Consider the following 21773-nt stretch of genomic DNA (forward strand, 5'->3'; position numbering starts at 1 on the left):
TGCATCAGTGTGTGCGAGCCACCGCGCGAGTGCGATAGGTAAATCTACTTAACCACCACGTCTCCCGTGCGCGAGGATGCCCGGCGTCCTCGGAGAGACTGTCTCAGCCCAGCCACATCGGTTCGGCGGACAACTCGTGATGTTCCATCAGGGCGCACAGCTGCAACCACCACCAGGCGCGATCGTGGGGCGCCACTGTGCCCGACGGCTCGAGCAGCTCGTCCTCCATGGCTTTCCATAGCGCGACATCGGCGGTACGCACGTTGCGCAAGGTCGTCATGCGCTGATCGAGCGCCATGAACCGGGCCTGCAACTCTTCACGCGAGAGGTACATCGTCCTTTGTTCCCTGCGGAATGAACCGTGGCAACGTTAGGTGAGCCTGCTTGAGGTGATGGAGTGTCTTGAGTCACGCCATGTCGAAAGGCACAACGACGAACGGCCTACCCGGACTACGCCATCGCTGCGCCCCTCGGAGGGCAGATGGACGTCCGCCGTACGGCGCGGAGTCGGAGAGGCGATGGTAGAGTCCGGAGCCATGTCGTCCCCAGCCCACGCCCACCTGTCGCCGGATGCTGTCGCGGACTTTGCACTGCGCAAGGTGACCAAGCGCTACAACGGAGTGACGGCGCTCGATCGGGTCAGCCTGTCCTTCGCGGCCGACAGCACCACGGCGCTGATCGGTGGCAGCGGTGCCGGCAAGTCCACGGTGCTTCGCCTGCTGCTGGGGCTGGACTGGCCCGACGATGGCGAGGTCTCCGCCTGGGGACAGCCGCTGCAACGCAATGGCCTGCTGTCGTTACGCCAGCGCGTGGGTTATGTGATCCAGGAAGGCGGCCTGTTTCCGCACCTGACTGCGCTGGGCAACCTCGCCCTGCAGCCGCGCTACCTGGGCTGGAACGCCCAGCGCATCCGGCAACGCGCGCACGAACTGGCCGAACTGACCCGGCTACCGCTCGATGCACTGGAACGCTATCCGGCCGAACTGTCGGGCGGCCAGCGCCAGCGCGTGGCATTGATGCGTGGGCTGATGGCTGACCCTGATGCCCTGTTGCTGGACGAACCGCTCGGCGCGCTGGATCCCGTCGTGCGCCATGAACTGCAGGACGAGCTGAAGCAGATCTTCAGCCAGCTGGGAAAGACCGTGATCGTGGTGACGCATGACCTCGCCGAAGCAGCCTGGTTTGCCGATCGGCTGGTGCTGCTGCGCGAAGGGCGCGTGGTGCAGGACGGCCGTTACGAGGACTTGCGCGACCGCCCCGCGGATGACTTCGTCCGCGCGTTCATCCATGCGCAACGCCCCCTGCCGGGTGCAGGGGAATGAGGGGGCTGCTGCTGGCATTGCTCGCACTGCTGCCCGTGCTGGGCGTGGCGAAGCCCTTGCGCATCGGCTCAAAGCAGTTCACCGAATCGGTGATCCTGGCTGAGATCGCACGTGGCGAAGCGCACCGCGCAGGTCTCGATGTGGAACATCGGCGCGAACTCGGCGGCACCGCGATCCTGTGGAGCGCCTTGCGGCATGGCGACATCGACGCCTATCCCGAGTACACGGGCACGCTCACGCAGGAGCTCCTGAAAGACGTGGCGCCCGATGCGGACATCAAGGCCCTGCGCGCACGGCTCGCTCCCATGGGCATCGGCATCACCGACTCGCTGGGCTTTGACGACAACTACGCCATCGGCATGCGCGAGCAGCGCGCCGCCGAGCTGGGCATCCGGCGCATCAGCGATCTGGCGGCGCATCCGGACCTGCACTACGGCTTCTCCAACGAATTCATGGACCGCGGCGATGGCTGGCCCGGGCTTCGCCAGCGCTACGGGCTGGCACCCACGCACGTGCAGGGCCTGGATCACGCGCTGTCGTATCGCGCACTGGCCAGCGGCGCCGTGGACCTTACCGACCTCTACAGCACCGACGCCGAGATCGCCTATTACCACCTGCGCGTGCTTGAGGACGACCGGCACTATTTCCCGAGCTACCAGGCGGTGTTTCTCTATCGGTTGTCGCTGGAACAGCAGGCGCCCGGTTTCGTAGCCGCGCTGCAAGGCCTGGTGGGCAAGATCGACGAGCCGGCCATGCGACGCATGAATGCGCAGGCGAAACTCGAAGGCCAGCGCGAGGCGGACGTTGCCGCGCACTTCCTCCATCTGCCCTCCGAAGGGCAGGGCGACGGTTTCTGGCAACGGCTGCTGCAGCGCACGGCGGAGCATGTGAGCCTCGCCGCTTCGTCGCTTGCACTGGCGGTGTTGTTCGCCATCCCGCTGGGCATCGTGGCGGCACGCTGGCGGCGACTCGGCCTGTGGGTGATTGGCCTTACCGGCGTGCTGCAGACGGTGCCGTCGCTGGCGATGTTCGTCTTCATGATTCCGCTGTTCGGCATCGGCGCATGGCCGGCCCTGGCCGCGCTGTTCCTCTATAGCCTGCTGCCGATCGTGCGCAACACGCATGCAGGCCTGCTCGGCATACCACTGGAACTGCGCGAATCGGCCGCCGCGCTCGGGCTGCCATGGCTGACCCGGCTGCACCGGGTGGAGCTTCCGCTGGCGGCGCGTTCCATCCTCGCCGGCATCAAGACCGCTTCGGTGATCAATGTGGGCACGGCGACGCTCGCGGCACTGATTGGCGCGGGCGGTTACGGCCAGCCCATCCTCACCGGCATCCGCCTCAACGACGTGGGGCTGATCCTGGAAGGCGCGGTGCCCGCGGCGTTGCTGGCCATCCTCGTGCAGCTGCTGTTCGAAGGTGTCGAGCGCTGGCTGACGCCGCGTGGGCTGCGCATCGTGGCGCGCGAATGAGGTCGAACCCGGCACCCGCCGATTCCCCATAGCGGGCAAGGCGATCTCGGCGGCCAAGGCTGTCGTGAGGCTGTCTTGTCGATCACGGCCTCTGTTTCTCGTCCGCGAGCGATTAAAATGCCGCCCGTTCGGGTGTCCCGGCTTGGCCGGGATGAAACGGGAAGCCGGTGCGCTCACGCAAGGCCGGCACTGCCCCCGCAACGGTAAGCGAGTGAAACCACGGGCAAGACGCCACTGTGCCAAGGCACGGGAAGGCGCCCTGGGTTGCATGCCACGGCATGGCACTCGCGAGTCCGGAGACCGGCCCGATCGGACAGACCCGCCCCTGCGGCGGGTTTCAGCGCGCGGCTCGCGGTGGGCGGAGCCGGACGTCTGCATGGCTCCTGGCCTGCCGCCGTTCCCCATCCACCCACGCCACGCGCCTCACCACCTGGATGCGCGTGTGGGCGCGTCCGCAAGGAACACGCATGAAGAAGACCCTGCTCGCAGCCGCGCTGCTCTCCGCCACGATGGCCGTCCAGGCGAACGACGCGGACCAGGCGACCTCGCTGTCGTCCGTCATCGTCACCGCCACGCGCACCTCGATCACCACCGACGAGGCGTTGTCCTCGGTCAGCGTGATCACCCGCGCCGACATCGAGCGGCTGCAGCCGGCCTCGGTGCGCGACCTGCTGGTGGGCCTGCCGGGCGTGTCCTTCGCGCAGTCCGGCGGCATGGGCCAGTTGAGCTCGCTGTTCCTGCGCGGCACCAACTCCACGCATGTGCTGGTGCTGATCGATGGCGTGCGCATCGGCGCGGTGGGCGCGGGCCAGCCGGCGTTCGAGCAGATTCCGGTCGACCAGATCGAACGCATCGAGATCGTGCGCGGTCCGCGCTCCAGCCTGTACGGCGCCGATGCGATCGGCGGTGTCATCCAGATCTTCACCCGCCATGGCGCGCAGGACGGCAAGCTCGATCCGTCGCTGAGCGTATCCACCGGCAGCCGCAGCTACATGGATGGCCACGCCGGCCTGTCCGGCGGCGATTCGCATGCGTGGTTCAACGCCGGCCTCGGCGGCCAGTACACCTCCGGCATCAATGCCTGCCGCGTCGGCGCGGCCGAGCTGGGCGTGGCCTGCTTCGTGGACCAGCCCGACAACGACGCCTACCGCAACTGGAACGGCATGGCCAACGGCGGCTATCGCTGGGACAACGGCACCGAGCTTGCCGCCACCTGGCTGCGCAGCAAGAGCTTCGTGGAATATGACGGCAGCCCGTACGGTGGCAACCAGGCGCAGAACGAGCAGGAAGTGGGTGGTGCACGCCTGAGCTTCGCGCCGCTGGCGCCGTGGAAGGTCACGCTCAACGCGGGCCAGAGCCGCGACGACAACGCCACCTACTTCCAGGGCACCTACAGCGACTTCTACACGCCGCTCACGTACTACCCGCGCACGCCGGTGGGCCACACCTTCTCGCGCCGCAACCAGGCGTCGTGGCAGAACGACATCACGCTCGATGCCAACCAGTTGCTGACGGCGGGCGTGGATTACCAGCAGGAACACATCGACAGCGATACCGGCTACCTGAAGAGCACGCGTGAGGACGCCGGCGTCTACGCGCAGTACATGGGCACGTTCGGACGCAACGAAGTGCAGCTGTCGGCGCGCCACGACCACAACGACCAGTTCGGCAACCACGACACCGGTTCGGCGGCGTGGGGCTACGCGTTCGACCATGGCCTGCGCCTGTCGGCGAGCTATGGCACCGCTTTCCACGCGCCGACGTTCAACGACATCTACTACCCGTTCGGCCTCGGCAATCCCGACCTGAAGCCGGAGAAGTCGCGTTCCGGCGAGCTGGGCCTGACCCAGGCCCAGGGCGCGTGGAACTGGGCCGTCAACGTCTACCAGACCACCATCACCGACCTGATCACGCTGGACGAGAACTTCGTGCCGCAGAACATCAGCCAGGCGCGCATCCGTGGCCTGGAAGGGCAGTTCGGCATCAACCTCGATGGCTGGCAGGTACAGAGCTACCTGACCTTGATGCAGCCCAAGAACCAGGAAGGCACGTACGACGGCAACCTGTTGCCGCGCCGCCCGGAACAGACGGCGCGCGTGGACCTGGATCGCCATTTCGGCGCCTTCGGCGTCGGCGCCACCTTCTTCGCCTCGGGCAAGGCCTATGACGACCAGGCCAACCTGCATCGTCTCGGCGGCTATACGACGACCGACCTGCGCGCCAGTTACGATTTCCTGCCGAACTGGCGCGTCGAGGCCAGGCTCGCCAATGCATTCGATCGCAACTACGAGACGGCGTACTACTTCAATCAGCCGGGTCGCAGCTGGTTCCTCACGCTGCGTTATAGCCCCGCGCTGCGCTGACGCTCACAAAGCACAGCAGCAAGGTCCACGTAATCTTCGCTTCCGTCGTCCCGGCAAAAGCTGGGATGACGGCCATGGAACCTTGCGCCGGACCGACTAACGGCACATTCATCGCGCTGAGTTTGCGTGCATAAAGACCGCCGAGGTCGTCGCCCTGGTCAGCCTCACGCCGAGGCGCGGCGGGGGCGCGCCACCACCAACGATCCCTGACGCCCGTGAATCTGTTCGCGCCACTGATACGCCGTCCCATCGGCACTTCCGTGCTGGCCGTAGGCCTCGCGCTGGCCGGCATCTGGGCCTACCTGTTGCTGGGCGTGGCTGCGCTGCCGCAGCTCGAGTTCCCCGGCATGGTGGTGTACGTGGAGATGCCGGGCGCCAACGCGCAGACCATGGCATCCACCGTGGCCGCACCGCTGGAACGCCATCTCGGTCGCATCCCGGGCATCAAGGAGATGCACTCGGAGAGCAACGACGGCTCCACCTCGATACGCATCATCTTCAACTTCGGCAACAACACCGACAAGCTCGCGCGCGACGTGCAAGCGGCGATCAACGCCAGCACGGCCGACCTGCCCATCGCGAACATGCCGTCGCTGCCGCGCTACTTCAAATTCAACACCGCCAACATCCCGGTGCTGCTGCTGTCGCTCACTTCGCAGACGCTGCCGCCGGACAAGCTCTACGACCTCGCCGACACGCTGCTCAATCCCGCCATCTCGCAGATTCCCGGCGTGGCGCAGGTGCGCGTGATCGGCGGCCGCCCGCGTGCGGTGCGCGTTGAACTCAATACCGACTCGCTCGCCAACAAGGGGCTGACCGCCAACGACGTGGCGAACGCGTTGCGCGCCGCCAACGTCACCTCGCCGCAGGGCATGCTCAGCGACGGCCGCACGCAGATGACGGTATCGGCGAACGATGCGCTGCATAACCCGGAGGAATTCGCCAACCTGCTGATCGCCACCCACAACGGCGCACCGGTACGGCTCTCCGACGTGGCCCGCGTCACCAGCGGCCAGCAGGACGAATACCAGGCCGCCTGGTTCAACGACCAGCGCGCGGTCGCGCTCCGCGTCAGCAAGCGGCCCGAAGCCAACGCGGTGGCGACCGCCGACGCCGTGCGCGCGAAGCTGCCACAGATGCGCGCGTGGCTGCCGGCGGACCTCACCATCACCCCGATCTTCGACCTCACCCAGACCACCAAGTCCGCACTGCACGAAGTGGAGGTGGCGCTGCTGCTGAGCGTGGTGATGGTGGCCATGGTGATGCTGGTGTTCCTGCGGCGCCTGGGGCCCACCCTGATCGCCATGCTGAGCGTGCCGTTGTCCCTGGCCGGCGCGTTCACGGTAATGTGGGCTCTGGGCTATACGCTCAACACGCTGTCACTGGTGGCGCTGGTGCTGTGCATCGGATTCGTGGTGGACGACGCCATCGTGGTGATCGAGAACATCGTGCGCCACATGGAACACGGTGCGCCGCCGCTGGAAGCCGCGCTGACCGGCGTGCAGGAGATCGGCTTCACCGTCGTTTCCATCACGCTGTCGCTGATCGCGGTGTTCGCACCACTGCTGTTCGGCAACAACCAGTTCACCCTGCTGCTGCGCGAGTTCTCGGTAACGCTGACCTCGGCGGTGGTGATCTCGGCCATCATCTCCCTCACGCTGACGCCCGCGCTGTGCGGCCGCTACCTGACCCTGGCCAATGCCGGCGGCCGCGTGCCCAACCGCATGGAACGCGCACTGGAACGCTTCGATCGCGGGCTGCATCACGTCTACGAGCGCTCGCTGGACTGGGCCATGCGCCACCGGCGCGTGATGCGCTGGCAGCCGATCATCCTGCTCGGCCTCACCATCGGCATGGCGACCTTGGTGGTGAAGCTGTTCGGCTTCAACTTCATGCCGCAGGAAGACATCGGCATGATCCAGGGCGACATCCGCGCCGATTCCAACATCTCGCCCACCTTGATGGCCCAGCGCGCGCAGCGCGCCGCGGCGATCATGCGCAAGGACCCCGCGGTGCTGGACGTCACCACCTTCCTCGGCAGCGACCGTGCGGGTGGTTCAGTGGGCAACCAGGCCACCATGTTCGTGGACCTCAAGCCACGCGGCCACGGGCCCGGCGAGCGGCCCGATGCCCTCAAGGACGTCATCACCCGGCTCAACAAGACGTACGCGAAGTTGCCCGAACTGCGCGTCTCGCTGAACGCCATCGGCTTCTTCAACGACAATAACGACAGCGACCGCGGCAGCCAGAGCTTCGAGCTGGTCAGCAGCAACATGGGCGTAGACCTGCAGCCGCTGGCGCTGGAAGTGACGCGGCTGATGCGCAAGCACAAGGAATTCCACGACGTCAGCAGCGACTACGACGACATCGACAAGCAGCAGACGCTCACCGTGGATCGTTCGGCGGCCGCGCGGCTGCAGCTGAACATGGGCCTGGTCGATACCGCGCTGTACAACGCCTTCGGCCAGCGCCAGGTGTCGATCATCTATTCGGACATCAACCAGTACTGGGTCGTGCTGACGTCGGCCGCCGAACGCTCGCTGAGTCCCAACACGCTGCTCAACACCTACGTGCGCGGCAGCACCGGCAACATGGTGCCGCTCTCGGCGATCGCGCATATCCAGCCGCAGGTGACGCCGTCGTTCATCATCCACACCAACCAGCTCGAAGCCGCCAAGATCTACTACAACATCGACCCTGACTTCCCGCAGGACAAGGCAATGGACCTGATCGGCCAGATCGTGGCCGATGCACGCCTGCCCGCCGGCGTGCAGATCGGCTACTCCGGCAGCGCGGAGAACCTCGAGGAGACACGCTCCAACGCGAATGTGCTGCTGATCGGCTCGATCCTCGCGATGTACATCGTGCTCGGCATTCTCTATGAGAGCCTGGGCCATCCACTGACCATCCTCTCCACGCTCCCGGCCGCTGGTGCAGGCGCCTTCCTCGCCATGCTGGCCACCGGCACTCCGATGTCGCTGATGGCGATCATCGCGATCCTGATGCTGATCGGCATCGTGAAGAAGAACGCGATCCTGATGGTGGATTTCGCGCTGGTCGCGCAACGCGAGCGGGGGCTATCCGCGCCTGATGCGATCCGCGAAGCCGCCCTCGTGCGCTTTCGCCCGATCACCATGACCACCCTGGTGGCGATGGGTGCTGCGCTGCCGCTGGCGATCGGTTTTGGCGTGGGCTCGGAAATGCGCCAGCCGCTGGGTGTGGCGATCGTGGGCGGTCTGTTGGTGTCGCAGTTGCTGACCTTGCTGAGTACGCCTGCGATTTATCTGTGGAATCACGATCGCAAGGAGCGCAAGGCGGCACGGTTGGCGCGCCGGGCGGCGAAGCGGGCGTTGAAGGCGCAGACGGCGATTGGGTGAGGTTTTTCTTGTTTGGGGCGTGCCCTGTGTGCGGCTGCCCTTCACGTTAGTCGTTACGCTTTTTGATCTCGTGAGAGCCGGGGAGGTTTGCCTCCGGTAGTGGCGTTACCGCCAGGGTGCCGCTTACGACGCAAAGCTAGTCCCTGTGGGACGCGGCGGGCGTTTCGATCCCCTGCCGGCGACGCGAAGCTAGTCCCGTGGGACGCTCGAGTCACTTTTCTTTTGCTGGCCCACGCACGTGCAGGAGCGCGTGCGAACGGCGAAGCCGGCCCGAAGGGCGGAGGGCAGGATGCCCGGAGTCAAAGAAAAGTAACCCAAAGAAAATGGCCTTCAGAGCCAGGGCTCATAGCAGTGCAGGGGATAGAAGCGTCGGGTTACTGAGGCAAGCCGAATTACGGACGTGCTACCTCATAGGGTGCGGCTACACCGCCACGCGCCGTGGTGCTGAGGACTTAAAGCAGCCTTGGCGCCCGGCAAATGCACTCCGCGAGCCACCCCACTTCTCCCTCTCCCCTCCGGGGAGAGGGCCGGGGTGAGGGGCCAATCTTGCGAGAGCACTCAAAGGCACCCAAGCCCGCTTTAAGTCCTCACCGCCACAGCGCGTGGCGGTGTAGCCGCTCGCCAGCGGCGGAGATGGTCGCAATCAGTGCTCCGGAACCTTCCAAAGCTTTTCCCACCATTCCGCCACCAGCTCTGGCTCTGAAGGTCGTTTTCTTTGGGTTACTTTTATTTGACTCCGGGCGTTCCGCCCTTCGCCCTCCGGGCCGGCTTCGCCGTTCGCACGCAAAGAGCGCGTGCGTGGGCCAGCAAAAGAAAAGTGACTCGAGCTTCCCACGGGGACTAGCTGCGCGTCGCCGACAGGAGATCGAAACGCCCGCCGCGTCCCACAGGGACTAGCTTTGCGTCGTAAGCGGCACCCTGGCCATAACGACGCTACCGAAGGCCAAAGTCACTGGATTCCTGCTTACGCAGGAATGACGAAAATAGAGACAGAGGCGAAAAGCAATCGCGCACCCCGTGCGCCCCACAGAATGCGCACGCCGAGTCCCCAACGAAGCGGCCTCGCCAGCCCAAAAAACCAAAAATCCCCCTCCCCATGCCTTTCGGCACGGACCGACTTCAGGCACATTCATCTCCTCCTCCCCCGCAGTCCAATAAGGAAGCAAGACAGCCCCTTACGCCCGCCTTGCGCGGAACGTATGCCTTGGCTGCTGGTCTGTCTGGGCGGCGGGTGAGCGCGGCCCCCTACTGGTACGGAAACCTTAGTGAATATTTTCGCCCCATTGATCAAACGCCCTGTGGGCACCTCGCTGCTGGCACTAGGATTGCTGCTGGCCGGCGTTTTTGCCTATCGATTGCTGGGCGTGGCTGCGCTGCCGTCGCTGGAGTTTCCGGGCGTGTACATCGTGGCGTCGGTGCCGGGCGCGAGTGCGCAGACCATGGCATCCACCGTGCTGGCGCCGCTGGAGCGCCATATCGGTCGCATTCCCGGCATCGATGACATGTACGGCAATGCCACCGAAGGCAGCGCATCGATCCAGGTCCGTTTCACCTTTGACCGCACCGCCGACAAGGCGGCACGCGATGTGCAGGCGGCGATCAATGCGGCGCAGGCCGATCTGCCGGAGATGCCCAGCCCGCCGCAGTACTTCAAGTTCGATACGTCGCAGTTCCCCATCCTGCTGGTCTCGCTGACGTCCACCGGCCTGCCGCAGGACAAGCTCTACGATCTCACCGATACGCTGCTCAAGCCCGCCGTGGCGCAGATTCCGGGCGTTGCTCAGGTGCAGGTGTTCGGCGGCACGCCGCACGCCGTGCGCGTGGAGCTGGACATCAATGCGCTCGCCGCCAAGGGCCTCACCGCCAACGATGTGCGCAACGCGCTGATCGCGGCCAATGTCACCTCGCCGCAGGGCATCCTCACCGACGGCAAGACGCAGATGACGGTGACGGCCAACGATGGCCTGTCCGAAGCACACGACTTCGCCAACGTGCTGGTCGCCAGCAAGAACGGCGCGCCCGTGCGCCTGTCCGACGTGGCAAAGGTGACCAGCGGACAGCAGGACATCTACCAAGGTGCCTGGTTCAATGACAAGACCACCGTGGCCATGCAGATCAGCAAACGCCCCGAGGCGAACGCGGTCGAAACGGTGGACGAGATCCGCAAGCGCCTGCCGGAACTGCGTGCGTGGATGCCGGCTGACGTGCAGATCACGCCCATCTTCGATCTCACCCAGACCACCAAGTCCGCGCTGCACGAAGTCCAGGTGGCACTGCTCATCAGCATCGTGATGGTGGTGATGGTGATGCTGGTGTTCCTGCGCCGCATGCGTCCCACCCTGATCGCCTCGCTGAGCGTTCCGCTGTCGCTGGCCGGTGCGTTCGTGGTGATGCTCGCGCTGGGCTACACGCTCAACACGCTGTCGCTGGTGGCGCTGGTGCTGTGCATCGGTTTCGTGGTCGATGACGCCATCGTGGTGATCGAGAACATCGTGCGCCATATGGAGAAGGGCGAGCCGCCGCTGCAGGCCGCGTTGATCGGCGTGCGCGAGATTGGCTTTACCGTGGTATCGATCACGTTGTCGCTGGTGGCGGTATTCGCGCCGCTGCTGTTCGGCAACAACATGCTGATCATGCTGCTGCGCGAGTTCTCGGTGACGCTGGCGGTGGCGGTGGTGATATCGGCCATCGTTTCGCTTACGCTGACGCCGGCGCTGTGCGGCAAGTTCCTCAAGCACGAGGAACCGGGTGAGCATGTACCAGGACGCCTGGAGGCAGCGCTGGAGCGCTTCGACCGCAGCATCCACCGGACGTACGAACGCGCGCTCGACTGGGCCATGCACTGGCGCCGCCTGATGCGCTGGACCCCGCTCATCCTGCTGTTTGCGACCTTCGGTCTGGGCGCTGCCGTAGTGGCGACCGCCGGCGGCAACTTCATGCCCGAGGAAGACATCGGCATGATCCAGGCCGACATCCGTGCGGACGCCAACATTTCGCCCACGATGATGACGACCCAGGTGCAGAACGTCGCCAAGATCATGCGGGACGACCCGGCCGTGCTCGACGTGCTCACCATCCTTGGCGGCAACGACGGCTCCGGCGCCGTGGGCAACATGGGCAGCATGTTCGTCGACCTGAAGCAGCGCGGCAGCGGTCCGAACGATCGCCACGATCCGGTAAAGGTGGTGGTGGAGCGGCTGTCCAAGCAATACGACGCCATGCCAGGCGTGCGCGTCTCGCTGAGCCCGATGCAGTTCCTTGGTGGCGGCGGCAGCGGCGACAAGGGCGGCCAGTACGAATTCCAGCTGATCGGCACCAATGGCGAAGACCTGCAGCCGTGGACGCTGAAGATGGTGCAGCAGATGCGCAAGATGAAGGAGATGCGCGACGTCGGCAGCAACTTCGACCTGGTGGGCAAGCAGCAGATGCTGAAGGTGGACCGTGAATCGGCCAGCCGCCTGCTGGTGAGCATGGGCGACGTGGACACGGCGCTGCTCAACTCCTTCGGCCAGCGCCAAGTGTCGGTGATCTATTCGGACATCAACCAGTATTGGGTGGTGCTCACCTCAAGCTCCGCCACGTCACTGAGCCCGGATTCGCTGCTCAACATCCGCGTACGCAACGCCGCGGGCGCGATGATTCCGCTATCGGCACTGGCGCATATCGAGCCGAACATGAGCCCGATGCGCATCCGCCATCACAACCAGCTGGAGGCTTCGACCATCAGCTACAACCTGGCCAAGGACGTGACCCAGGACATCGGCGTGAAGCTGGTGGAGAACGCGGGCATCGCCGTGGGCCTGCCGGAAGGCGTGAGAATCGAGTGGACCGGCCAGAACCAGCGCCTGCAGCAGGCCAAGTCCAACGGCCTGGTGCTGCTGATCGGCGCGATCGTGGCGATGTACATCGTGCTGGGCATCCTTTACGAGAGCCTCGGCCATCCGCTGACGATTCTTTCCACGCTGCCCGCGGCCGGCGCTGGCGCCTTCCTCGCGATGTTCGTGACACAGACGCAGCTCACGCTGATGGCTATCATCGCGATCCTGATGCTGATCGGTATCGTGAAGAAGAACGCGATCCTGATGGTGGATTTCGCCCTGGTGGCGCAACGCGAACACGGCTTGTCGCCACCGGAAGCGATTCGCGAAGCCGCGCTGGTACGCTTCCGCCCGATCACCATGACCACCCTGGTGGCGATGGGTGCCGCATTGCCGCTAGCCATCGGTTTCGGCGTGGGCTCGGAAATGCGCCAGCCGCTGGGTGTGGCGATCGTCGGCGGCCTGTTGGTCTCGCAGTTGCTGACCTTGCTGAGTACACCTGCGATCTATCTGTGGAACTACGATCGCAAGATCCGCAAGGAGGCTCGTCGTGCGAAGCGCGCGGCGAAGCGGGCGTTGAAGACGCAGACGGCGGCGGGGTGAGTCTCCAGTCGTCCTCGGTCTGTATGTTCTTATCTAAGGCGGCTTTGGGATTCTCTCGCGAGGTTGGCCCCTCACCCCAGCCCTCTCCCCGCAGGGGAGAGGGAGCAGAGCGGTCTCCGCTTTAAGTCCTCTGCGTATCGGCGCGTTGCGGTGTAGCCGCTCGCTAGCGGCAGAGACGGTCGCAATCAGGGCTCCGGAACCTCCAAGGCCTTTCCTCGCGGAGTGCTGCCAGCTCTGGCTCTGAAGGTCGTTTTCTTTGGGTTACTTTTCTTTGACTCCGGGCATCCTGCCCTCCGCCCTTCGGGCCGGCTTCGCCGTTCGCACGCGCTCCTGCGCGTGCGTGGGCCAGCAAAAGAAAAGTGACTCGAGCGTCCCACGGGACTAGCTTCGCGTCGTCGGCAGACGATCGAAACGCCCGCTGCGTCCCACAGGGACTAGCTTTGCGTCGTAAGCGGCAAGCTGGCGGACACGCCAGAGCAAGAACAAAAGTCACTGGATTCCTGCTTGACCAGCCTACGGCTGTTAAAAGGCGCCTCGCCGGAATGACGAAAATAAAGGCCGAGGCGAAAGGTGGTCGCGCACTCGGTGCTCCAACCAAGCAAAGAAACACCCTAATCCTTGGGACTTGTACACGCCGCGTACCGCGTCCCCTCCACCTGCACCACCTGCCGATCACCAACACTCACACTCGCCGTGTAATGCTCCGGCGAATCAAAATCCACCCGCCCACGGGCCCCAGGCTGCGCCAGCCCCGGGCAGCTAGATGTCCACGAAAGCGCCGTGCTGCCGCGATGCTGGCTGCTCCGCTCGCACTGCACATACCCCGGCACCGGCAGATCGGCGAACTCGACCCACGGATCCGGGCTTTCGTCCACGCAATGCCACTGCTCCTGCGGCGCTCCTGCATGGCCGTGATCAATCACCCGCGTGACGATCTTCCACAGGCCCGGCATGGCCTGGAAATCGCCGGGATCAGCGTGTCCCGGCTCTCCCACCAGGGCGGCCGCCAGCAGTACCAGCAGCGCCACCACGCGCACTACGGCATGCCCGCGGGGGCCAGGCTGATGAAACGGATGCATGTGGACAGCACTCCTGACGACGGAAAACCCCGCTCGCACGTGCGAGCGGGGTCCGGTCCTATTCCATCAATCCTGTGTTTCAGCTGCTGCTACGTTGCCGTGACTGTTGCGGTCGAAGTCGAACATGTTCATCAGGTTGCCGATGGCCGGCGCGTTGAGCGGCACATACGGGTTGCCCGACTGCGATACCGGGTTCGGCAAATTGTCGCGGCTGCGGTTGGAGATGGTCTCGTGCAGGCCCCAGTTGGCTTCGACGAATTTGTCGAAGGAGACGTGGTCGTAGTAGGTGTGCACCACGCGGCCGCCTTCGGAGAAGCGCGACACCACCAGCAGCGGGATGCGCGTGCCGTCGCCGAAGAAATCGACCGGCTGCACGTAACCGGAGTCGTAGTAGCCGCCGCCTTCGTCGAAGGTGACCATGATGACGGTGTCGTTCCACACCTTCGGGTTGGCCTTCGCCATCTCCACGATCTTCTTCACGTAGCCTTCGAACAGGTCCAGCTTGGACGAGGCCGGGTGACCGTCCAGGATGCCGTCGGGCTTGGCGATGGAAACGGCCGGCAGCGTGTCGTTCTGGATGTCGTTGTAAAGATCGTTGATGTCCTGGTTGTTCGCACGCAGCTTGGGATCGGTCATCACCTGCGTGGAATACAGGAACGGGTTGCAGATGTTGCAGAAGGTGCCGGCTTCGCCGCTCTCCTTGCCGCTCGCCCAGCCTTCACCGTAGTACTTCCAGGTCACGTGATGGCGCGTGAGCAGTAACGCGAGGTTGTCCTGGCGCGTCGGCGGGATGGTGAACTGGCTGGCACCCAGCGGTGCCGCCGTACCGTCGCCCAGGTAACCCGGGTTGTAGTTGTTCACCAGGTAGTAGGCATCGCGCTTGCAGTCGGTGCCGTGGAACGTGTGGTACGGCAGCGACTTCAGGTAGTCCTTCACGGCGCCCACGCCCGGCTGCGTATCGTCGGCGCAATTCACGTAGGAGCCACCGCTGTAACCGTCCTGCACGTACCAGTTGTTGGTGCCAGCCTGGGCATCCGGGTTTTCGATCTGGTTGGACGGCGGCGTGGCCGGGTTGCCGTTGGCGTCGGCGTAGTAGATGAGGTCACCGTAGCCCAGCATGATGTGGTTGGCACCCGTGCCGCCCATCACCGACTGGTGGAAGTTGTCGCTCAGCGCGTAGGTGCGCGCCAGCTCGGCGAAGTAGGGCGCATCACCCTGCGCGATGTTGAGGAACTGCATCGCGGTGGAACCTTCACCGGTGGTCTGGTCGGTGAAGTTTGCCGGCAGCGGCTTGCCGTTGGTGCCCGCACCGATCGTGGTTTCCACCCACGGGAACAGGTCCGCGCGGCAGCCGCTGGGGTTCTTCGCGGTGGCGGCATGCGTGTCGCAATCGAGCTGCTGCCACATCTGGAAGAAGCGGTGCACCGGGCTGTTGGCGTAGTCGTCGTAGTTGAGCGAGGCGTGCATGTCCACCGGGGCGTTCGCAAGCTGCGCGGGGAAGCGCGTGTCCAGCACATGCTCCGGCAGGCCAGTGCCGCCGTTTGCCAGTTCGCCGTAGGCGTCATCGGGCAAGGCCGGTTCCACCGCCTGCGCCTGCGCTGCGGACGAGAACGGTGCCTGCGTCGGCGCACCGCCGGTGTTCATTGCCGGCAGCGCCGTGTATGCGGTGGTGTGCGTCGGGGCGAGGGCGAACTTGCCGGTGGCGGTCGCCTGCCACTGGCGTGCAGCGGCCACGTTGGGGCCCGGCGTGCCGTCGGCATTGACGATGCCTTCGGACAACAGGTTGTGCACGCTCTGTCCCTTGGGCGGCGTGTAGGTGGCGTAGACGTGGTCGAAGGTGCGGTTTTCGCCGATCAGCAGGATCACGTGCTTGATGGGCGTGGTGGTGCGATCGCTGCGATCGTCGCCATCGCCCGGCCTGTGCAGCACGGCGATGCCGCCCGGAAGGCCCGCACGGTTGCCCGTGGCCGCCGCCGGCACCTTGTCGCGAAACGGGGCGTCCTGATCTGTCGTGCTGGTGTTCTGTGCGCTGACAACACCGGCGAGGCCGGCGGCGAGTGTGCCGATGATGAGCGGCAGGTACCGCTTGCGGACATGCGTCATGAACATGACTTCGATCTCCTGCAGTCGCCCTTGTGTGGACTGCAATCGAGTGATCCCCCTGCTTCAACCGTGCATGCTCGAAGGGCGTGCTTTGGCCGGCGGGGAGTCTGGTCCGCACGGATGACGATCCCTTGGCACTTCTGCGACAGCGATGACGTCGAACATGACAGTGATGCGACGTCGAAAATCCTTGCGCGTGTGGGGATCGGCGTAGGTATTGGTACGAACGGGAAGGCGAGCGTTTGTGCTCTTTTCGCAATGATCTTGCGGCAAGAAATTGCCGTGCATTGGCGTGATGTGGATTGCGGGCAATGTGCAGTGAGACACGTTCGGCGCGCGGTATCGCGTAGCGAATGCGCCCGATGAGGTCATAGGGGACGGTACCGCGAGCACCCACCCCTCACCCCAACCCTCTCCCCGCAGGGGAGAGGGAGCGAAAGCGACGTGCTCGGTGAGTCAGTCGGCAAATCCGGGCTCTAAGTCCTCACCGCCACGGCGCGTCGCGGTATAGCAGCGGCCTATGAGGTAGCACGTCCCTGATTCGGCTTGCACCAATCATCCGACGCTTGTATCCCGCATATCGCTAAAAGCTCTTTAGGCCATTTTCTTTGGGTTACTTTTGACGCGAAGCTAATCCCGTGGGACTTTGACTCCGGACATTCGCCCTTCGGGCCGGCTCCGCCGTTCGCACGCTAAGAGCGCGTGCGTGGGCCAGCAAAAGAAAAGTGACTCGAGCTTCCCACGTGGACTAGCTGCGCTTCGCCGGCAGGAGATCGAAACGCCCGCCGCGTCCCACAGGGACTAGCTTTGCGTCGTAAGCGGCACCCCTGGCGGAAACTCGGCAACCGAAGGCCAAGGTCGCTGGATTCCTGCTTCTGCAGAAATGCCTACAGGAAAGGCAGTGGCGCGACCAATCGCGCACTGGGTGCGCTCCTACAAGAGCGCGGTCGGGCGCGACACTACGCCGGCAACAACTGAAACGGCCGCATCATCTCGTTGTCCTCATGCTCCAGCATGTGGCAGTGCCAGACATACCGCCCCGGCTCCCCCTCGAACCTCGCGATGATGCGCGTGACAAACCCGGGATCCGCCCGCACCGTATCCTTCCAGCCCATCTCATGCGCCGGTGGCGGCTGCGCCGGCCCCGTGTACTTCAGTGTCTTGGAGGCATTCCACTCGAACAGGTCAAAGGGCCGCCGCCCGAGTACCTGGAAGCGCACGAGATGCAGGTGTATCGGGTGCACATCGCCGGTGAGATTCACCAGGCTCCAGGTCTCCACGCTGTTCTGTCGCGGATCCTCGGTGATCGGCGCCGACCAGTGCTTGCCGCCAAGCATCATCATCATCGGATTGCCGCCGGCATCGTCCTGCTCGCCCAGCGTCAGCACGCGATCGCGGACCGCACTCGCCGGCGCCATGCGTTCGACGTCGCGCAACCTGGCGGGCAATGCGCCCGCGTCGCGACGGCCGCGATCGCGCACGCGGAATTCGAGAATCGCCTCGGACTGCTGGCGTAGTTGAATGCTCTTGCCATCCATGCCGGCAAAGTCCACCACTACATCGGCTCGCTCGGCGGGATACAGCTCGACGCGCTGTCGCGGCACCGGTGCGCCGAGCAGCCCCTGGTCGCTGGCGATCTGCTGGAACGGCCGGCCATCGGACAGCGACAACGTGTAATAGCGGGTGTTGGCCGCATTGATCAGCCGCAGGCGATAGCGCCGCGGCTCCACCTCCAGGAACGGATACAGCTTGCCGTTGCACAGGATGGCGTTGCCATGGCACTCCGACACCCAGGGCGCCTGCGGATCGTCCGACACCGGGTAGTAGAGCTGGCCGTCCTTGGCGATCAGGCGATCGCACAGGATCAGCGGCAGATCGCATTCGCCCGTGGGCAGGCCAAGCGAAGCTTCCACCTCATCGCGGACGAGATAGGCGCCGAGCAGGCCCGCATAGATGTTCAACCGGGTGATGCCCATCGCGTGGTCGTGGTACCACAGCGTCGCGGCGTCCTGGCCATTGGGATAGTGATAGAGCGCCGAGCGTCCGGGCGCGAACCACTCCTCGGGATAGCCGTCGCTGGCCGCCGGTGCACGCGCGCCGTGCACATGCGCCACCGTGCGCACTTCCGGCTTGCTGCGTTCGGCACCGTGGATGTTGTGATCGATGGGCAGGAAGTGTTTCTGCGGCAGCGCGTTGACCCATTCCACCAGCAGCGGTTCGTTGCGGCGCGCTTCCAGCGTGGGGCCGGGAAACGATCCGTCGTAGCCCCACAGGCGCGTGGGTGGCAGGTCCCGGTGCAGCGCCGTGCTGAACGCACGCATCTCCATGCGGTAGCAGGGCAGCGACTTGCCGGGATAAGCCGGATGGGTACGCTGCCCGTCCGGCTTTTTGATGCCAGGTATCGGCAGGGGATCGACGAAACGCGCCAGCGTCACCGGATTCACCAGCGGCACATTCGGCGCCGCGAGCTGCGGCATCGCCATGCGTGCCATGCCCTCGTCCGGCATGGCGGGCGCGGACCAGGCCAGCAATCCCATGTCGGCGGCGGCAGCGACGCCCGTCATATCCAGGAGACCGCGCAGGAACTGGCGGCGCGAGTGATTCACGCGTGTCATCCGGCCACGCTAGGCGGTCCGGATGACAGATCCGTGGCAGCGCGGGTGACTCAGTCCGCCGAAGCGGGCACGCCCTGGCCGGTGGTGGGTGCCTGCTGGCCGGCGGTGGCCGCCTTGTCGTCCGGCGTTTCGATGGGCTTGGAGAGCATGTGTGCACGGCGCCAGCCGCCCCACTTGTAGTAGCCCATCGCCATCAGCATCGAGGCGAGCGATCCCAGCGGGAAACTCCACCAGATCGAGTCCGCGCCCAGCGAATGCGCGAATGCCACCGCGAACGGCGGGCGGATCAGCCACATCGAGATGAACAGGATCACCAGCGGTGGCATCACCGCGCCGGTGGAACGCACCACGCCAAATAGCACGAAGGTGACGCCGAAGAACATGAACGACCACACCGCGATGCCGTTGAGGTGCTGCGCCAGGGTCAGCGCCTCGGCATCGTTGGGCAGGAACAGGTTCAGCGCGGAATGATTGAACACATAGATCAACGCGATCAGCGCACCACTGAGCAGGAAGTTGTAGAGCACGCCCACGCGGGTGATGCGGCGCACGCGATCCCACAGGCGCGCGCCCACGTTCTGCGCCGCCATCGACGACACCGCCGCGCCGATCGCCATCGCCGGCATCTGCACATAGGTCCACAGCTGCGTCGCGGCACCGTAGGCGGCCGTGGTCTTGGAGCCGTAGCCGTTGACCATGTGGATCATGATCATCGCGGAGCTGGAGATCACGATCATCTGCAGGCCCATCGGCAGGCCCTTGAAGACCAGCGAACGCAGGATCTCCTTGTCCGGCCGGAGGAAGCCCAGCTCAGCGCGCGTAAGGCGCAGGAAGTGCTTGCGTGCGTACAGCGTCGAGAGCAGGGCGATCAGCGCCACGGTCTGCGCGATCAGCGTCGAGGTGGCGGAGCCGGCGATGCCAAGCTTCGGAAAGGGACCCACGCCGAAGATCAGCAGCGGATTGAGCACGATGTCCATCACCACCGACAACGCCATGAAGACGAACGGCGTGCGCGAATCACCCGCGCCGCGCAGCGTCATCATCAGGAAGTTGTAGAAGTACATCGACGGCACCGCCACGAAGATGATGCGCAGGTACTGCACCGCGAACGGTTGCGCATCGGCCGGCGTGCCCAGGGCGCGCAGCAGCATCGGCGTGCCGAGATAGCCGGCGATCGCCACCAGCACCGACACCGACACGAAGAAGGTGACGCCGGTGCCGACCACGCGCTTGGCCTCGAGCATGTTGCGCGCGCCCAGGCTCTGGCCGATGAGAATGGTGCAGGCCATGCTCAGGCCGAACACCGCGCCCAGCAGCAGGAACAGGATCAGGTTGGCGTTGCTCACCGCGGTAAGCGCGGCCTCGCCGAGGTAGTGGCCGATCCACATCGCGTTGACCGAGCCGTTGAGCGATTGCAGCACGGTGCTGCCCAGGATGGGCAGCGCGAACATCAGCAAGGTCTTGGCGATCGGACCTTCGGTGAGCAAGGGTTGCCTCGCGGCGAGGGATGACATCGGATGTTTTTCCGCAGAAATGGAGTTGGGACGTGGGAGGGCCGATCACGCCTCGGCGTGTGCGCTACCCCATGCCCGTTCGGCCAGGAGGCGCACATGTTCCCGCACATCCGCGGGCCAGGCCTCCGTCAGTTGAATGAAGCGCTCGCTTTCCCTCCGCCAGAACGCACGTGATGCCTCTTCGTAGTCTGGCAGGTTGCCCGCCATGGCGAGCATGAAGCGATCCATCGCTTCGCTGGCTTCGCGGCGACGGTCCTGGCCACTGCTGGCCCGACGCGCATCCTCGACCAGCCGGCGCAGCGTGCCGGAGGCACCGCCGGGTTGCGAAGCCAGCCAATCCCAGTGGCGGGGCAGCAGGGTCACTTCGCGCGCCACCACGCCCAGCTTCGGTCGGCCGGGACCGCGCGCCACGGGCGGCTCGGCCTCGGCCGACACCGGCAGGCGGGCAAGCACTTCATGGTCGGTGCCCCGGAAATCCACGTCGATGGGCCGACTGCTGCGGTCGTCAAAGATCAGTACGGGACCCGCCGCGCCACCTTCGATGGCGTGTTTGGCGGCCAGCACCACCGTGGCCAGGCTGCCGGAGCCGATCCGGCGGAGGCCATCAAAGGCAATGCATGCCTGCTCGTCGTTCGAAGCCATTTTATTACCCGGATAAAAGTGGATGGAATAATGCCCGGGCTAAATCACATCGTCAATGCTCGGCGTCCAGGCCTTGGTCCTTGTCTAAAGGTCCAAGCCGGGTGTCCGAATCCTTCCCCTGCTTTCCGCGTCGATTCCACTCGCCCGGAGACATCGTGAAATCCAGCAGGGACGTGGGTTTAGCCGCAATCGCCGCCCGGCCAACTCAGTGTTGTGTCTATCCGACGTATTTCTAGTACCGGGCGGTCCAGTAAGTTAATAAACTATGCGGTGCATTAAAACCCTCCCCGCATAAAAAAAGACAGCACATGCGTTCCCCGCTATGTCGCAGCATCGCTGCGCTTGCCCTCCTGGGCTTCTCCGCGGCCGCCTTGGCGGGCCCCCGCATCGAAATCGAAGGCGGCCGCAGCTATTCGGACGGCTACTGGACCACCACCGGCTTCGTGGAAGCCGTGTTCAACGAGCACCGCATCGGCGACACCCGCTTCAGCTGGGCGCCCGATGTGTCCCTCGGCTATATCGACGGCCGCAGCGTCACCCGCTACGGCAACCAGGTGTCCGACAACCTCTGGCTGGCCGCCGGCGGCGCCCGCTTCCGCATGGGCGGCGGGGGCGACTGGTACCACCACCTGTTCTGGACGGCCCAGGTCGCGGCGCAGACCGGCCGCACGCTCGCACTGAGCAGTGCCGGCGAATTCGTCAACTCGGTGGGCTGGCAGGGCGGGCACTGGACGTTCCAGGTCCGCCACCTCTCCAACGCGGGCCTCGACGGTGCCAACCGCGGCGAAACGATGGCGTCGGTCGGCGTGGCCTTCGACCTCTGACCCGGTCGGCACTGCCCTGAAACGACAACGGCCCCGCAAGG

12 protein-coding genes and 1 riboswitch are annotated in these 21773 nt (G+C 65.1%); of the genes, 6 read left to right on the forward strand and 6 right to left on the reverse strand.

Translation table 11 applies throughout. From position 1 onward, the window contains the following. Nucleotides 1-103 precede the first annotated feature (103 nt). Complete coding sequence (locus EPB08_RS19240) at nucleotides 104-334, reverse strand: hypothetical protein (RefSeq protein WP_130620738.1); 231 nt, start codon at nucleotides 332-334, stop codon at nucleotides 104-106. Nucleotides 335-536: 202 nt separating this feature from the next. Between EPB08_RS19240 and EPB08_RS19245 the strand changes: the two genes are divergently transcribed. From EPB08_RS19245 to EPB08_RS19265, 5 genes are all read left to right on the forward strand, one after another. Beyond that, a complete protein-coding gene (locus EPB08_RS19245) occupies nucleotides 537-1322 on the forward strand; it encodes an ATP-binding cassette domain-containing protein (RefSeq protein WP_130620739.1) in 786 nt (261 codons plus the stop codon). Continuing rightward, a complete protein-coding gene (locus EPB08_RS19250) occupies nucleotides 1319-2794 on the forward strand; it encodes an ABC transporter permease/substrate-binding protein (RefSeq protein WP_130620740.1) in 1476 nt (491 codons plus the stop codon). The genes EPB08_RS19245 and EPB08_RS19250 overlap by 4 nt, the downstream gene beginning before the upstream one ends. A 113-nt stretch (nucleotides 2795-2907) precedes the next feature. Next, a riboswitch (cobalamin riboswitch) is annotated at nucleotides 2908-3117 on the forward strand. Nucleotides 3118-3261: 144 nt separating this feature from the next. Then, the gene (btuB, locus tag EPB08_RS19255) at nucleotides 3262-5157 is read left to right on the forward strand and encodes a TonB-dependent vitamin B12 receptor (RefSeq protein WP_130620741.1); all 1896 of its coding nucleotides are present in this window, start codon (nucleotides 3262-3264) and stop codon (nucleotides 5155-5157) included. Between the two features lie 215 nt (nucleotides 5158-5372). Next, complete coding sequence (locus EPB08_RS19260) at nucleotides 5373-8534, forward strand: efflux RND transporter permease subunit (RefSeq protein WP_130620742.1); 3162 nt, start codon at nucleotides 5373-5375, stop codon at nucleotides 8532-8534. Nucleotides 8535-9799: 1265 nt separating this feature from the next. After that, nucleotides 9800-12955: an efflux RND transporter permease subunit gene (locus EPB08_RS19265; protein ID WP_130620743.1), complete on the forward strand. Its 3156-nt coding sequence runs from the start codon at nucleotides 9800-9802 to the stop codon at nucleotides 12953-12955. Between the two features lie 611 nt (nucleotides 12956-13566). Here the strand turns inward: EPB08_RS19265 and EPB08_RS19270 are convergent. From EPB08_RS19270 to EPB08_RS19290, 5 genes are all read right to left on the reverse strand, one after another. Next, complete coding sequence (locus EPB08_RS19270; protein ID WP_130620744.1) at nucleotides 13567-14034, reverse strand: DUF3617 domain-containing protein; 468 nt, start codon at nucleotides 14032-14034, stop codon at nucleotides 13567-13569. A 66-nt stretch (nucleotides 14035-14100) separates the two neighbouring features. Next, nucleotides 14101-16143, reverse strand: a complete 2043-nt coding sequence (locus EPB08_RS19275; RefSeq protein WP_229238418.1) for an alkaline phosphatase family protein — start codon at nucleotides 16141-16143, stop codon at nucleotides 14101-14103. Nucleotides 16144-17096: 953 nt separating this feature from the next. Beyond that, nucleotides 17097-18752 (reverse strand): multicopper oxidase family protein, encoded by a 1656-nt coding sequence (locus EPB08_RS19280; protein WP_229238419.1) that lies wholly within the window; start codon nucleotides 18750-18752, stop codon nucleotides 17097-17099. Between the two features lie 50 nt (nucleotides 18753-18802). Beyond that, entirely contained in the window at nucleotides 18803-20266 is a 1464-nt protein-coding gene (locus tag EPB08_RS19285; protein ID WP_130620746.1) for an MATE family efflux transporter, read from the reverse strand. 45 nt (nucleotides 20267-20311) lie between these two features. After that, nucleotides 20312-20908, reverse strand: a complete 597-nt coding sequence (locus EPB08_RS19290; protein WP_130620747.1) for a DUF2239 family protein — start codon at nucleotides 20906-20908, stop codon at nucleotides 20312-20314. 308 nt (nucleotides 20909-21216) lie between these two features. Between EPB08_RS19290 and EPB08_RS19295 the strand changes: the two genes are divergently transcribed. Next, nucleotides 21217-21732, forward strand: a complete 516-nt coding sequence (locus tag EPB08_RS19295) for a lipid A 3-O-deacylase (protein ID WP_130620748.1) — start codon at nucleotides 21217-21219, stop codon at nucleotides 21730-21732. Nucleotides 21733-21773 lie beyond the last annotated feature (41 nt).

This window comes from Dyella amyloliquefaciens (assembly GCF_004296575.1).
GTDB classification, from domain to species: Bacteria; Pseudomonadota; Gammaproteobacteria; order Xanthomonadales; family Rhodanobacteraceae; genus Dyella; species Dyella amyloliquefaciens.

Excerpts from the sequence above, each read along its gene's own strand:
- EPB08_RS19245 (WP_130620739.1), top strand. The coding sequence starts at position 537 with ATGTCGTCCCCAGCCCACGCCCACCTGTCGCCGGATGCTGTCGCGGAC.
- EPB08_RS19240 (WP_130620738.1), bottom strand. The coding sequence starts at position 334 with ATGTACCTCTCGCGTGAAGAGTTGCAGGCCCGGTTCATGGCGCTCGAT.
- EPB08_RS19290 (WP_130620747.1), bottom strand. The coding sequence starts at position 20,908 with ATGGCTTCGAACGACGAGCAGGCATGCATTGCCTTTGATGGCCTCCGC.
- EPB08_RS19250 (WP_130620740.1), top strand. The coding sequence starts at position 1,319 with ATGAGGGGGCTGCTGCTGGCATTGCTCGCACTGCTGCCCGTGCTGGGC.
- EPB08_RS19295 (WP_130620748.1), top strand. The coding sequence starts at position 21,217 with ATGCGTTCCCCGCTATGTCGCAGCATCGCTGCGCTTGCCCTCCTGGGC.
- EPB08_RS19280 (WP_229238419.1), bottom strand. The coding sequence starts at position 18,752 with ATGACACGCGTGAATCACTCGCGCCGCCAGTTCCTGCGCGGTCTCCTG.
- EPB08_RS19275 (WP_229238418.1), bottom strand. The coding sequence starts at position 16,143 with ATGTTCATGACGCATGTCCGCAAGCGGTACCTGCCGCTCATCATCGGC.
- EPB08_RS19270 (WP_130620744.1), bottom strand. The coding sequence starts at position 14,034 with ATGCATCCGTTTCATCAGCCTGGCCCCCGCGGGCATGCCGTAGTGCGC.
- EPB08_RS19285 (WP_130620746.1), bottom strand. The coding sequence starts at position 20,266 with ATGTCATCCCTCGCCGCGAGGCAACCCTTGCTCACCGAAGGTCCGATC.
- btuB (WP_130620741.1), top strand. The coding sequence starts at position 3,262 with ATGAAGAAGACCCTGCTCGCAGCCGCGCTGCTCTCCGCCACGATGGCC.